Raw genomic sequence first — 13,118 nt, 5'->3', positions numbered from 1 at the left:
CTTATGAGTATTACTGTTATATATACAATAGCTACCCTAAGTGCAATAGGCACCTCCGCTGCGGTTATCCTTTTTTTTGTAGCCCAAAAATTTAAGGTGTATGAAGACCCGCGGATTGACGAGGTGGAAGAAGCACTGCCCGCTGCAAACTGTGGCGGGTGCGGTTATGCCGGATGCAGGGCTTTTGCCGAAGCTTGTGTAAAAGAAGGTGACCTGTCCGATTTATACTGCCCTGTTGGTGGAAACGAAACCATGAACAAAGTGGCTGAAATTTTAGGCCTCGAAGCCGTAAAAAAAGAAGCACGCACCGCCTATATCCGTTGTAATGGTACCTGCGACCACCGCCCCAAAACCAATCAGTTTGACGGGGCAACTACATGTGCCATTGCATCTTCAGTTTACAGTGGCGAAACCGACTGCCAATGGGGTTGCCTGGGATACGGCGATTGCTACGATGCCTGCGATTTCGATGCTATTGAACTGCGTCCCGACCTGGGAGTTCCCCGCATTATTGATGATATGTGTGTTGCTTGCGGCGCCTGCGTGGATGCCTGTCCCAAAGATTTAATCGAGCTGCGGAAACGATTCCCCAAAGACCGCAAAGTAGTGGTTTCCTGCCGAAACCAGGACAAAGGCGGCGTGGCCCGTAAAGCCTGCAGTGTGGCCTGTATTGGTTGTGGAAAATGTGAAAAAGTGTGTCCGTTCGATGCCATTACCATTGAAAACAACCTGGCATTTATCGATTCAGACAAATGCAAATTGTGCCGCAAATGCGTGCCGGTTTGCCCAACCAACGCCATTATCGAAGAAAATTTCCCTCCACGGAAAGTGAAGAAAGAAGAAAAAGAAGTGAGTACAGCAAAATAACTACCAGAATGTTAAAAACGTTCAAACTTGGCGGGGTACATCCACCCGAAAATAAAATTTCAGCAGGCAATGCCATTGAAGTTTTGCCGCCTCCGAAATCAGTTTTTATTCCGGTTGCGCAACACATTGGAGCGCCAGCAACGCCCGTAGTTAAGCGTGGCGACTTAGTGAAAACAGGACAATTAATTGCCAAAAGCAGCAGTTTTGTTTCCACTAATATTCATGCTTCGGTCTCGGGAAAAGTTAAAAGAGTTGATTTCGCTGCCGACAGTTCCGGATATCCCAAACAAGGTATTTTTATTGATGTTGACGGTGATGAATGGGTCGAAGAAATTGACCGCTCTGAAGAATTGGTGAAAGATTTTGATTTAGACGGCAAAGCCATTATCGATAAAATCCAGGAAGCCGGAATTGTAGGGCTGGGAGGAGCCACTTTTCCAACGCATGTAAAACTGGTTCCACCCAAAGGAATGAAAGCCGAGGTGCTGTTAATCAACGGTGTGGAATGCGAACCTTATCTCACTTCCGACCACCGGCTGATGCTTGAAAAGGCCGATAAAATTTTAACCGGCACCCGCTTGTTAATGAAAGCGCTGAAAGTTGAAAAAGCAGTTATTGGCATTGAAAATAATAAACCCGATGCCATTCAGCTGCTCACCGAAAAATCAAAAACATTTGAAGGCATTTCTGTAACTGCATTAAAAGTTAAATATCCGCAAGGCGGCGAAAAACAATTAATAAAAGCAGTTACCGGGAAAGAAGTTCCCTCAGGAGCATTGCCCATTGCAGTAGGTGCGGTTGTAAGCAACGTGGGTACTGCCTTTGCAGTATATGAAGCCGTTCAAAAAAACAAACCGCTTTTTGAGCGTGTAGTCACGGTTGCCGGAAAAAACGTGGCCAAGCCTTCCAATTTTAAAGCACGAATAGGCACACCAACCGAAGTACTGATAGAAGCTGCCGGTGGCCTGCCCGAAGATACCGGCAAGGTAATCAGCGGCGGCCCAATGATGGGCCGTGCGGTTTCTTCGCTCAATGTTCCTGTCACAAAAGGAACTTCCGGAATTCTTTTAATGGAAAACAAAGAAGCCAAACGGAACGAACCAATCACCTGCATTCGGTGCTCGCGATGCGTTAGCGTTTGCCCCATGGGGTTGGAGCCTTATTTTCTGAAAGTGGTTTCTGAAAAACAGGTTTTTGACCGGGCTGAAGAAAACCGGATTATGGATTGCATCGAGTGCGGTTCGTGCAGCTACACATGTCCCTCGAGCCTGCCGCTTCTCGATTACATTCGTTTTGGAAAAGGAAAAGTAGGACAAATCATTCGATCACGAAAAAAATAAACTTTAAACCGAGAATGAGCAATTTATTAACAGTATCACCTTCTCCGCACATTCACTCCGACGATTCCACGCGGAAAATAATGTACAGGGTTGTATTTGCCCTGATTCCCGCCCTTATATGGTCGGTATTTGTTTTTGGCGCCGATGCCCTCCGTGTTACGGCAATAGCAGTAATTGCGTGCATTGCGGTTGAATACCTCATTCAGAAATACCTCATGAAAGTTAAACCGTCAATTAACGACGGTTCGGCACTGATAACAGGTATTTTGCTGGCTTTTAACGTTCCGGCCGGGTTGCCCTGGTGGATAATTGTTATTGGCGCAGTTGCAGCAATGGGTATCGGAAAATTATCGTTTGGCGGCCTCGGAAACAACATTTTCAACCCGGCACTGGTTGGCAGGGTTTTCCTGTTGATTTCCTTCCCGGTACAAATGACCACCTGGCCCGCTAACCAGCAAGCAGGAACCGATGCCGTTTCATCAGCCACCCCGCTCGCTGTTATAAAAGAAGGAATTACCAGTGGGACTCCGGTGTCGCAACTTTTTAGTGAAATGCCTGCAGCTACCGATATGCTCCTTGGGAATACAACAGGATCGCTGGGAGAAATTTCAGCGTTAATGCTGATAATTGGCGGGTTGTACATGTTGTTCAAAAAAGTGATCACCTGGCACATCCCGGTTTCTGTTATTGGCTCGGTTGCAATAATTGCTGGTATATTCTGGCTGGCTGACCCGCAAAGTTACGTTAATCCCGTTTATCATTTATTAACTGGTGGGCTTATGCTGGGAGCCATTTTCATGGCTACCGACATGGTTACTTCCCCCATGACACCACGCGGACAAATAATTTACGGGGTGGGAATTGGCGCCATTACCATCAGCATCCGGTTGTTTGGCGCTTACCCCGAGGGAATTTCGTTTGCCATTCTTATTATGAATGCCTTTACGCCACTTATTAACAATTATGTGAAACCTAAACGATTTGGAGGAAAATAGATATGGCAAATCGTGAATCATCTTTTAAAAATATGGTAATCACGCTTTTCATGGTTACCTTTTTTGCAGCAGCTGCCCTTGGTTTTGTTTACGACATGACAAAAGACGCCATCGAAATGGCAAAACTAAAAGCCCAGAGCGAAGCCATAGAAAAAGTATTGCCCGATTTCGAAGAACTGGGTGAAACCTATAAAGTTGCAGCCGAAAACAGTGAAGATACCATTGAAATTTTCCCGGCATACGACGGGGACAAATTAGTTGGCTATGCCGTTAAAACATTCACCAACAACGGCTTCAGTGGTTATATCTCCATTATGGCAGGAATTGATCAATCGGGAAATTTCTCAGGATACGAAGTACTCGAACATGCCGAAACCCCGGGCCTGGGCTCCAAAATGAATGAATGGTTCCGAAGCACTGAAAAATCGAGCCAAAGTGTTATCGGAAAGAATCCCGAATCGCACCACTTCGAGGTTTCGAAAGACGGCGGCGATATCGATGCCATTACAGCATCCACAATTACATCGCGGGCTTTTCTGGATGCGCTCAACCGCGCTTACGATGCATATAAAAATAACGGAATTGAAAATACCGGTTCGGCCGGACAATAAAATACAGGTTATGAATCAGTGGAAAAATTTCACCAAAGGATTTATCAAAGAAAACCCGGTTTTTGTTTTGCTGCTGGGTATGTGCCCCACTCTTGGGGTTACCTCATCAGCAATTAACGGACTGGGAATGGGGTTGGCCACCACATTTGTACTGGTGATGTCGAACATGGTGGTATCCATCATAAAAAAGCAAATCCCCGAGAAAGTACGAATCCCAAGTTTTATAGTCATCATAGCCACCTTTGTTACAATTGTAGAACTAATTATGGAAGCCTATCTCCCATCGCTTTTTCAAAGCCTGGGTCTGTTCATTCCTCTAATTGTAGTAAACTGTATTGTTTTGGGACGCGCCGAAGCATTTGCTTCAAAAAACAACCTGGTTTCGTCGGTGGTTGATGGTTTCGGTATAGGGTTCGGATTTAGTTTCGCACTGGTTCTGCTGGGGGGAATCAGGGAACTGCTGGGAAGCGGAAAGCTATTCAGTATTACCATATATCCTGAAAATTACGTCACACTGCTTTTCGTGCTTGCGCCGGGAGCTTTCATTGTTTTGGGGTATTTAATTGCAATCATCAATCGCATTAAAAAAGATTAGGAGGATAAATTATGAATTATCTTGTTATTGTAATCGGGGCCATTTTTGTAAACAACATTGTATTGATGCAATTTTTGGGAATCTGCCCTTTTCTGGGGGTTTCCAAAAGGCTGTCAACCGCGGTTGGAATGACCGGCGCAGTGGCTTTTGTAATGGTGCTGGCAACTATTGTTACCTACCTCATTCAGAATTATATCCTCAATGCTTTCGGGCTGGCATTCCTGCAAACCATCGCTTTCATTCTGGTGATTGCCTCGCTGGTTCAGCTGGTTGAGATTATCCTCAAAAAAGTGAGCCCGGCATTATATCAGGCCCTGGGAATTTTTCTCCCGCTCATTACTACTAACTGCGCCATTCTGGGTGTGGCTATTCTTACCATTCAAAAAGATTTTAACCTGGTTGAAGGCGTAATTTTTGCCATTGCCAACGCCGTTGGATTTGGTCTGGCACTGGTGCTTTTTGCGGGTATCCGGGAACACCTCGACCTGCAAAATGTGCCGAAAGGCCTGAAAGGGACACCAATTGCTTTGATTGCTGCAGGAATACTGGCCATGGCTTTTATGGGATTTTCAGGTTTAGTATAGTTCAGAAAAAATCATCAACTTCGTTTCAGTGAACCAACACTGAATAAAATGCAGTTTCATTCAGTTTGATAGTCCCTCTTTTCCTGAGAACATGGAAACAGCTGCCTCCGCTTTAAAACCACAGTCATTTCCGATATGGAAGAAGCACTGACTGAATTCAATTACTACATGTTTCCCAAATTCCCCTCACTTCTTGAAGTAAAAAATTTCTCGAGAAATTTGCATCACTTCTTTTGCAATATATTTTTACCTTGTAAAAAATAATTCAATCTCGGTGTAACATCGCTGAAAAGCTTGCGTCATTGAACCGGAAACAGCTAAAAAATTGGAAACACTGTATAAAAATATTCATCAGGAAATAATTGACCAGTGCAGGAAAGGCAGTCAGAAAGCACAATTCCAGCTTTATAAGTTATATTACAAGGCAATGTACAGTGTAAGCCTGCGAATTGTAAACGATGAATGCGAGGCCGAAGATGTGATGCAGGAAGCTTTTTTGAATGCCTTCAATAAAATTGACACCTACAAAGGTGAAGTAAGTTTTGGGGCCTGGCTCAAGAAGATTGTGATCAACCGTTCTTTGGATTGTTTGAAAAAACGCAAAGCAAAATTTGAAGAGGTAAACGAACGGACAATGGAAGTTCCGGACTTTGGCGATACAACGGCAGATATAAATATCAACACCATCAAGAAGGCAATTAAATGCCTGCCTGACGGATACCGCACCATACTGAGCCTTTACCTCATTGAAGGATACGATCACGACGAGATTAGCGAAATTCTGGGAATAAGCAACGCAGCTTCAAGAACGCAGTACTCGCGTGCAAAAAGCAAATTACGGGAATTATTAAAGGGGAAAGAAATGTTCTCATACAATTGATTATGAAAGAAAAAGATTACATAGAAGAACTGATTTCGAAAAACCTGAAGGAGTTAAACGACAACGAGCCTCCCGAAGGACATTTCGAACGGTTTGAGAAAAAACTGGCAAAGCAGCACAAAAAACGTACTTTCTCGCTGAACGTTGTGTGGAAAGTTGCCGCTGCCGTCATATTTGTTTTCCTGGCCGTTAACCAGGGAATCATTTGGTTTTCGCCCGACAAAGAACAACCAATTCAGTCCACTGGCCGTGAGCAGGTAAGTCTTGCATCGGTTTCTGACGAATATGAAGAGGTGGAATTTTATTATGCCAACGCCATAAACAGCGGACTGAGCCAGTGGGAACGAATGGCTGCCGAAGGGCTCATTACCGAAGAAGAACAACAAATGATGGACACCGAGCTGGCTGAATTTGAAAACGTGTATAATAAACTACAGAACGATTTGGCTGCCAACCCTAACGACGAACGCGTAATTAACGCCATGCTCGAGTATTACCAGACAAAACTCAGCCTTATAAATATGATAGTGGACAAATTAGAAGAAGTAAAACAAAAAAACAATAGAAATCATGAAACTGAAATTTAGAATTATAACCGTATTATTCCTTGCAGTTTTTTTAACCGCCGGAACTTCAGCTTTAGCCGAAGAAAAAACAAAAGAGTACAACGAGTCATGGCCAGCACGTACCGTTGAAACACTCAAAATTGACAACAAATTTGGCGAAGTGAAGGTGACCAACCAAGGTGGGAACAATGTTACCATCGACGTGGTAATTACCGTTGATGCGCCAAACGAATCGCGGGCTGATGAACTGCTTAGTGAAATTAACGTCGTTTTTTCAAAAAGCGGAAGCACCGTTTCGGCTGAAACCCGCATCGATAATAGTTTTAAAAGCCGCAGGGAATTCAGTATCGATTACCTGGTGAACATTCCTACCGACAAAAACCTGGATATTTCCAACAAATACGGAAATACCATGGTGAATGTGCTGAATGCAAACGGAACGTTCGATATTCAGTATGGAAATTTTACTGCCAACGAACTGAATTCGCCGGCCAACGGAACAATGGATGTTTCACTTGCCTATGGAAAAGCCGACATCAGCCTTTCAAACGATTTGGATGTGGAAGTGAAATACTCCACCATGAATTTGGGAGAAACCGATGATCTGCTATTGAACTCAAAATATACAGTCATTAACCTGGAAAAAGCCAGCACTGTTGAAACAGAATCAAAATATGACACGTTCAATTTTGAAGAAATTGGCAGTTTCTCGGGCGAAACAAAATATACCCACATAAAAATCGACGAACTTTTGCAGCGCCTGAACATTGAGGCTGGCTACGGAGGAATCAGGGTGAACAGAGTGGCCAAAAATTTCGATTCCATTTCAATTACCAACAGCTATGGGCAGATTTCACTGGGGCTTGGCAATGCCTCCTATTCGGTTGATGCCACTTGCGAATACTGCGGAATTTCATATCCTGAAGACGATTTTACCGGTAACCGGATGAACGAAAGTCAAACCCGTACAATTGAAGGAAAAGTTGGAACCGGAAACGGAGGAACAGTAGTTGTAAAAAGCCGTTACGGACAAATAAAACTGAACTGAACAATAAGAAATAAATTGTAATTTTTTAGTCGCGGGGCAACTTTGACAGGTTTAACTTTTTATAAAATCAGCACCGTCCTTTAGGGCGGTGTTTAAAAAACGTATTACGCAACGTGAAATTTTGAAAAAATTTCTACATCAATGGAGGATTTACCTTTTTCACCGCTCTAAAGAACGGTGTTAGTTTTTTGTTCCCAAATTTGTCAAAGTAAAATTAAGACTCGCGGTTTTTTATTGTGGAATAAATGCAAAGTTTATACAAATCGAACCAAAACAAACGAGGTTTTTTACCGGTTAAATTTTTCTCCATAGGGCCATAAAAAGCGGAATAGAAAAAACGAAATACAAACTCCGGAATCAGCTTTGTAATTCTTTCATACCTGCTGAGAAAATGCACCTGTTGAATGAATTCCGGGGCTTCATTCAATATTTCATGGGTAATAAAATGGAGATTCTCGAGCGCGGTTTTCGTTTTCGTCAAAAATGCACGCGCATCCTCCAGGCCGGTATGCTCAACAGGATTCTGGATATGCACCGGCAAAACGCCGTGCCGGAACAAATCGTATCCCAGCAGCGTATCTTCATGCCCATAGCGCCCAATATTTTCCCTGAAATGCACCTTTTTAAAAAGCTCCTTTTTTATTAAAAAATTATTGGAGGTAATAATAAATCCCTTTTTTTCATTTCGCTTTGTTGCCGAAATCGCCTCGCGTTTTGTTCCGTAAAGCCAGCGGAGCAATTCATCCTGACTCTCCGGCGGATCAGATTGGTAGGACGTTCCCCCACACAACACATCTGCATTTTGAATTTTCTCAAGATAATTCTCAAGGTATTTTTCCGAAATAATTGTTGAATCGGCATCGATAAAAAGCAGGTACTCAAAAACAGCCTCCTGCCCCATTTTATTGCGGATGGCAGCGCGCCCCAGGTTTTCGCTCATTTCTTTATAAATAACCAAAGAAACCCGGCACAACTCCCGGTTAATTTTTTTGAATTGCTCATCCGAGCCATCATCGTAAACACTGATTTTAACAGCGCAATCCAGTTTTTTAGCCTGCTCCGTCAATTGCAAAACCAAAGGCCGTGCATCGATGTTATATACCGGGATGTTTACTGACAGCATTGAAAAAATTTTAGGTGCGGTTAAATTTACCGATTCATTCCGAAAATACAGGTTACAATCGCAACTTTTCAGCTAAAACTTTATTTTTGATGAAATATTTTGCACTGATAATTAAAAAACTGCCTTTAATGAAAAACACGTTCGTGTTTCTGTTTGCACTAATTTCCGCGGTTGTTTCGGGCCAGAAAGCACAAATTAAAATTAAGCTGGACTCCGCATCCGGGGAGAAAATATTACTGGCCAATTATTACCTGGGGAACATTTATTCGGTTGAAACCATCCGGATGAACAGTGACGGCTGGGGAACTTTCAGCGCCGACACTTTGCTTCCGCAGGGATTGTATAAAATTTACCAGGATCAGGATAACCATTTCGATTTTCTCCTGGGCGCCGATCAGCAATTCACCCTTTCCAACAACTCATTTTCTTCGCAAACCATGCAAATTGAAGGCGCTGAAGAAACCGGTGCATTTGCCGATTATGTGGTTTTTCTTCAAAACCTTCAGCAAAAAGGGGCAGCAGTCAGAGACCAAATCAAATCAGCAACAGGCAATGAAAAAGAAAAACTACAGGAAGATTTAGCGGAGCTGACAAATCAACTCCATACAAAATGGGAGCAAATTGAAACCGAACACCCTGATTGGTTTTTGGCTAAATTTGTGAAAGCCAATCATGTGCCATCACTCGATATTTCCACCCTGCCTGCCGAAATCCAAAACAACGATTCACTGCTGACAAATGCCCGCTACTACTACCAGCGCGAACACTTCTGGGATAATTTCGATTATACCGACGAACGTTTTTTATACACTCCTTTCTTTAAAAATAAGCTGGAGACCTGGTTCACCAAAGTACTCTTTCAACACTACGATTCGATTAAACCGCCTGTTTTCAACTTTATTGAAAAAGTGAAGCCACACAAACGTATTTTTCAGTTTGCCACCTCATTTTTTCTGAACAGCAGCATCAACAGCAACATTATGGGAATGGATGCCTTGTTTGTTGACATTGCCCGTAAATATTATTTTTCAGGCGAAGCATTTTGGGCTACAGACGAATCGATTGAAAAAATCAGCGAGAACGTGCTTTTTGCAGAAAATAACCTCATTGGCAAAACCGCTCCCGACCTTACCCTGGAAACTTTTGACGGCGAATTTCGCAACCTGCACGAAATTGATGCAAAATACACCCTTGTGGTGATTTACGAACCAGGCTGCTCACATTGCAAAGTTTTTGTGCCCGAACTGTACGAAGAAGTTTACAGGCCATTCAGCGATAAAGGACTGGAAGTTTTTGCCATTTACAGCATGGATAATAAAAAGGAATGGGGCGATTTTTTAACCAAACATGCATTGTTCGACTGGATAAATGTGTGGGACGAGCATCATGTTTCGCGCTTTAAAATATTATACGATGCGCGAAAAACACCCGGGCTCTATATTCTGGATGAAAACAAGAAAATTATCGGCAAGAAAATGACCGTTGCCCAGGTAAAAAAACTAATGGAGCGACAACTTAATTGACAACTGACACAAAACTGCTCTTGTTGATTAATCAGTAGTTTAAATATTTTGCAACAATAAATTTTATTTTCATGATTAAACAGGAAGAAATACTTGAAGCCCAAAACAAATGGGGCAACCAAATTGTGCAACTCGGAGTGGATTATCGCGAAAAAAAGGATTTCGAAAAAACAGCCTGGCTGCTGGTGGATGAACTTTATGGTTACCACGAAGGTCCTGTGCTGTTTAAACCCACAAAAGCCAGCCGGAAGCAATTCCGGTTAACCCGGAAAAGCGCTGTCTCCTATTTCATTGGCCAAAATCCTGATTTCGCAGAAGACAAGGGCTTTGCGCTCGAACCATGGGAAAAGGTACGGTTCAAAAATGCAGAGTTTATTTTAGGAGAAGAACAAGCCGTTGCAATGGGCAACTATTTTTTCACCAACTACCAGGGGATAGAAACAAAAGTTGAATTCACTCTGGGCTTTTTCCGGTCGAAAAACGGGGCATTAAAAATCAACCTGCACCATTCATCTTTACCTTTTCAGGGAGAATAAAATTAAATCAGTATATTTCAAAATTCATCTAAATCATTTTAAACCATGAAGAAACAAAACTATTTTTTACTCGCCGTATTTTTGGTTGCCTGCATTTCCACATTCGGGCAATCGAAAGAACAGCTTGAGAAAGGTGTGAATTTAATTGAAACACCAACCTACTCGCTGGAAGAAAACAACGAAATCCTGAAACTCTATGAGAATTTACGCGTGGCCGATGTTTCCGACGGAATGGACATGGTTGGCCTTCCCAACACCGGGCTGGTAAGTCATGAAATACATCCCGACTGGGTAGATACCGAAAACATGTCGCACATTATCCGCGGCATTGCCGTAACTGCCCGCTATGTTCCTACGCAACGCCCCAACAGGCCGGAGCCGGATGAAGATTTTGCCGCCTGGGAAGGAAACTTTTACAGTACCTGGTCATCCGAAGCCTTCGCGGAAGTAATCAGTGAAGGTTCGGTGGTTGTCCTCGATGACGTGGAAGACCGGGATATTGGCTCCATCGGTTCCAACAATATCCTGTACTGGGTATCGCTGGGGGCTGTGGGAGTTGTTACCGATGCCAGCTCGCGTGACACCGACGAAATTGCCCTGCAAAAAGTGCCGCTTTACCTGCGTAAGAAAGGCCGTGGCATACGTCCCGGCCGTAACGAACTGGAATCAGTAAACCGCCCGATTGATATTGGTGGTGTGCTGGTTTGCCCCGGCGATGTGGTGGTTGCCGATGGCGACGGTGTGGTGGTTGTGCCCCGAAAAGTAGCAAAAGAAGTGGCACAATACGGCAAAGAAATTCTTGAAAAAGATAAAGCTGCCCGCAGAAACTTATACGAGAGCCTGGGCATGCCACTGGACAATACGGTTAAGTAATTCAATTTTTTCAGTAAAAAATACCGGCTCGGTTTGTATGGAAAAAAATAAATATTACTTTTGCACCCGCCTTTGACAAACAAAGGGCACCAAAAGGATGACTCAGTAGCTCAGTTGGTAGAGCACATCCCTTTTAAGGATGGGGTCCTGGGTTCGAGACCCAGCTGAGTCACTTTAAAAGTTTCTAAATTTATAAAAGCTTGAAATCAATGAATTTCAGGCTTTTATTGTTTTTAGCTTACCCTGAAATTCACTTTAATGCCTCACCCGTAAAACCCGGTAGATTTAAATATTCAAGCATAAGCTTTTGCTACCCTGAAAAGAAAAAATTTAAGTTCTGCTACTCCCTTCAAAGTTGTGAGTCACATTGAAAATGCCTTCTGATTTATTATTCATTGTTAAATGATTTTTATAATTTTATAGTCATGTAAGTAAAAAGCGAATCAACCTTTTAATAACTTCTTGACTTACCAAAAAATCATGACTGAAACCAAAATTATTCCCAATGTTGAATTTTTATTTACTCCTGTTGTCAATTATTCAATTCAGCAAAACAAAGTTCCTTTAGTCAGAAAATTAAGTGTTGAAAATCTGTCGGAAATTAAGGTTAATGCCGATTTGATTCAAAAGCTGGGAGCCGATATTGATACTTCCATTACCAAACGAACTAATTTTGTTATTGCAGGCTCCGCGCGCCGGGGCCTTCTAAAACGAAGAAAATTGAAAAATTAATTGCACAAGGTTGCGATATTCGGTTGGTTTATGAGGAGGAGTTTTTGAGGATGATAAATGAATAAGATTAAATATTATGGCATCTATTTATAAACTTTCTATAAGGAATTTTCGTGGAATAAAAGCATTTGACCAATTCTTCTACAAACAAAAATTCGTTTGCCTGATTGGAAGGGGGGATTCGGGTAAATCAACTATACTTGAAGCAATATCTTATGTATTATCATCCAATTGGAACATTACATTCTATGATAGTGATTTCTATAATTGTAATACTTTTGAGCCTATTATAATTGAGGCAACATTAACTGATCTTCCTGAGTATTTTTTTCATGAAAGATTTGGTTTTTTTCTTCAAGGGATTGATGTTGCAAAGGGCGGTTTAATCGATGATTTAGAATTAGGTGATTCAGAACCTGCAATGACTATAAGATTGGAAGTAAAAGAAGATTTAGAACCGGTATGGACTATTTCTAATGAACGGAACGGAAGCATTGTAATAAGCGCATCGTCAAGAGCAAGATTAAATACTTTTCTGATTTCAGATTATTCCGATAGACACTTTTCATGGAATAAAGGCAATCCACTTTATTCTCTTTATAAACTTAACGATAAAGAGAAAGAAGATAAAAAAGATGTTATAATTAATGCATTAAGACAAGCAAAAGAAAAAATTGATAAAGAGGAATTTAGAAACCTCCAAAGTGTAATAGATAAGATTGAGAATAGAGCATTACAATTAGGACTAAATAGGGTTTGCTGAAAAACTAACGATTTATTTTTAATAGGCATTGTTCAACTCCGTTATTAGCAGGTTGAAAATTCACTAATAATTCCATTGTCTG

15 protein-coding genes and 1 tRNA gene are annotated in these 13,118 nt (G+C 42.1%); 15 read left to right on the top strand and 1 reads right to left on the bottom strand.

The genetic code is table 11. From position 1 onward, the window contains the following. Positions 1 to 3: 3 nt before the first annotated feature. From BUC07_RS07415 to BUC07_RS07375, 9 genes are all read left to right on the top strand, one after another. Positions 4 to 867 carry a Fe-S cluster domain-containing protein gene (locus BUC07_RS07415; RefSeq protein WP_073167971.1) on the top strand — a complete coding sequence of 288 codons (864 nt, stop codon included), beginning with the start codon at positions 4 to 6 and terminating at the stop codon, positions 865 to 867. Positions 868 to 875: 8 nt separating this feature from the next. Next, complete coding sequence (gene rsxC / locus BUC07_RS07410) at positions 876 to 2,207, top strand: electron transport complex subunit RsxC (protein WP_073167969.1); 1,332 nt, start codon at positions 876 to 878, stop codon at positions 2,205 to 2,207. Between the two features lie 14 nt (positions 2,208 to 2,221). Beyond that, positions 2,222 to 3,202, top strand: a complete 981-nt coding sequence (locus tag BUC07_RS07405) for an RnfABCDGE type electron transport complex subunit D (protein ID WP_073167967.1) — start codon at positions 2,222 to 2,224, stop codon at positions 3,200 to 3,202. 2 nt (positions 3,203 to 3,204) lie between these two features. Continuing rightward, positions 3,205 to 3,813 (top strand): RnfABCDGE type electron transport complex subunit G, encoded by a 609-nt coding sequence (locus BUC07_RS07400; protein ID WP_073167965.1) that lies wholly within the window; start codon positions 3,205 to 3,207, stop codon positions 3,811 to 3,813. A gap of 10 nt (positions 3,814 to 3,823) precedes the next feature. After that, positions 3,824 to 4,408: an RnfABCDGE type electron transport complex subunit E gene (locus BUC07_RS07395; protein WP_073168164.1), complete on the top strand. Its 585-nt coding sequence runs from the start codon at positions 3,824 to 3,826 to the stop codon at positions 4,406 to 4,408. Positions 4,409 to 4,419: 11 nt separating this feature from the next. Then, positions 4,420 to 4,992 carry an electron transport complex subunit RsxA gene (gene rsxA / locus BUC07_RS07390; protein WP_073167963.1) on the top strand — a complete coding sequence of 191 codons (573 nt, stop codon included), beginning with the start codon at positions 4,420 to 4,422 and terminating at the stop codon, positions 4,990 to 4,992. Between the two features lie 325 nt (positions 4,993 to 5,317). After that, a complete protein-coding gene (locus BUC07_RS07385; protein WP_073167961.1) occupies positions 5,318 to 5,872 on the top strand; it encodes an RNA polymerase sigma factor in 555 nt (184 codons plus the stop codon). A gap of 2 nt (positions 5,873 to 5,874) precedes the next feature. Next, a complete protein-coding gene (locus tag BUC07_RS07380) occupies positions 5,875 to 6,459 on the top strand; it encodes a hypothetical protein (protein WP_073167959.1) in 585 nt (194 codons plus the stop codon). Beyond that, positions 6,443 to 7,486: a hypothetical protein gene (locus tag BUC07_RS07375; protein WP_073167957.1), complete on the top strand. Its 1,044-nt coding sequence runs from the start codon at positions 6,443 to 6,445 to the stop codon at positions 7,484 to 7,486. Before BUC07_RS07380 ends, BUC07_RS07375 begins: the two co-directional genes overlap by 17 nt. A 214-nt stretch (positions 7,487 to 7,700) precedes the next feature. On the opposite strand, the gene BUC07_RS07370 is transcribed toward BUC07_RS07375, so the two are convergent. Next, positions 7,701 to 8,609 (bottom strand): glycosyltransferase family 2 protein, encoded by a 909-nt coding sequence (locus tag BUC07_RS07370; protein ID WP_073167955.1) that lies wholly within the window; start codon positions 8,607 to 8,609, stop codon positions 7,701 to 7,703. 89 nt (positions 8,610 to 8,698) lie between these two features. On the opposite strand from BUC07_RS07370, the gene BUC07_RS07365 reads away from it, so the two are divergent. From BUC07_RS07365 to BUC07_RS07340, 6 genes are all read left to right on the top strand, one after another. After that, positions 8,699 to 10,132, top strand: a complete 1,434-nt coding sequence (locus BUC07_RS07365; RefSeq protein ID WP_073167953.1) for a redoxin domain-containing protein — start codon at positions 8,699 to 8,701, stop codon at positions 10,130 to 10,132. 71 nt (positions 10,133 to 10,203) lie between these two features. Further along, entirely contained in the window at positions 10,204 to 10,668 is a 465-nt protein-coding gene (locus BUC07_RS07360) for a hypothetical protein (protein WP_083578151.1), read from the top strand. Positions 10,669 to 10,713: 45 nt separating this feature from the next. Then, the gene (locus tag BUC07_RS07355; protein WP_083578150.1) at positions 10,714 to 11,541 is read left to right on the top strand and encodes an RraA family protein; all 828 of its coding nucleotides are present in this window, start codon (positions 10,714 to 10,716) and stop codon (positions 11,539 to 11,541) included. 99 nt (positions 11,542 to 11,640) lie between these two features. Further along, a tRNA-Lys gene (locus BUC07_RS07350) sits at positions 11,641 to 11,713 on the top strand. A 308-nt stretch (positions 11,714 to 12,021) separates the two neighbouring features. Beyond that, complete coding sequence (locus BUC07_RS07345) at positions 12,022 to 12,273, top strand: BRCT domain-containing protein (RefSeq protein WP_073167949.1); 252 nt, start codon at positions 12,022 to 12,024, stop codon at positions 12,271 to 12,273. Positions 12,274 to 12,349: 76 nt separating this feature from the next. Next, complete coding sequence (locus BUC07_RS07340) at positions 12,350 to 13,036, top strand: AAA family ATPase (RefSeq protein ID WP_073167947.1); 687 nt, start codon at positions 12,350 to 12,352, stop codon at positions 13,034 to 13,036. Positions 13,037 to 13,118 lie beyond the last annotated feature (82 nt).

This window comes from Tangfeifania diversioriginum (assembly GCF_900141875.1).
GTDB classification, from domain to species: Bacteria; Bacteroidota; Bacteroidia; order Bacteroidales; family Prolixibacteraceae; genus Tangfeifania; species Tangfeifania diversioriginum.
The sequence above is the reverse complement of the archived record's forward strand: the minus strand, read 5'-3'. Positions and strand labels throughout refer to the sequence as shown.

Bases quoted from the DNA above. Each gene is read 5' to 3' on its own strand.
- BUC07_RS07380 (WP_073167959.1), top strand. From the start codon at position 5,875: ATGAAAGAAAAAGATTACATAGAAGAACTGATTTCGAAAAACCTGAAG.
- BUC07_RS07415 (WP_073167971.1), top strand. From the start codon at position 4: ATGAGTATTACTGTTATATATACAATAGCTACCCTAAGTGCAATAGGC.
- BUC07_RS07355 (WP_083578150.1), top strand. From the start codon at position 10,714: ATGAAGAAACAAAACTATTTTTTACTCGCCGTATTTTTGGTTGCCTGC.
- BUC07_RS07375 (WP_073167957.1), top strand. From the start codon at position 6,443: ATGAAACTGAAATTTAGAATTATAACCGTATTATTCCTTGCAGTTTTT.
- BUC07_RS07345 (WP_073167949.1), top strand. From the start codon at position 12,022: ATGACTGAAACCAAAATTATTCCCAATGTTGAATTTTTATTTACTCCT.
- BUC07_RS07340 (WP_073167947.1), top strand. From the start codon at position 12,350: ATGGCATCTATTTATAAACTTTCTATAAGGAATTTTCGTGGAATAAAA.
- BUC07_RS07370 (WP_073167955.1), bottom strand. From the start codon at position 8,609: ATGCTGTCAGTAAACATCCCGGTATATAACATCGATGCACGGCCTTTG.
- rsxA (WP_073167963.1), top strand. From the start codon at position 4,420: ATGAATTATCTTGTTATTGTAATCGGGGCCATTTTTGTAAACAACATT.
- BUC07_RS07405 (WP_073167967.1), top strand. From the start codon at position 2,222: ATGAGCAATTTATTAACAGTATCACCTTCTCCGCACATTCACTCCGAC.
- BUC07_RS07360 (WP_083578151.1), top strand. From the start codon at position 10,204: ATGATTAAACAGGAAGAAATACTTGAAGCCCAAAACAAATGGGGCAAC.
- BUC07_RS07365 (WP_073167953.1), top strand. From the start codon at position 8,699: ATGAAATATTTTGCACTGATAATTAAAAAACTGCCTTTAATGAAAAAC.
- BUC07_RS07395 (WP_073168164.1), top strand. From the start codon at position 3,824: ATGAATCAGTGGAAAAATTTCACCAAAGGATTTATCAAAGAAAACCCG.
- BUC07_RS07400 (WP_073167965.1), top strand. From the start codon at position 3,205: ATGGCAAATCGTGAATCATCTTTTAAAAATATGGTAATCACGCTTTTC.
- rsxC (WP_073167969.1), top strand. From the start codon at position 876: ATGTTAAAAACGTTCAAACTTGGCGGGGTACATCCACCCGAAAATAAA.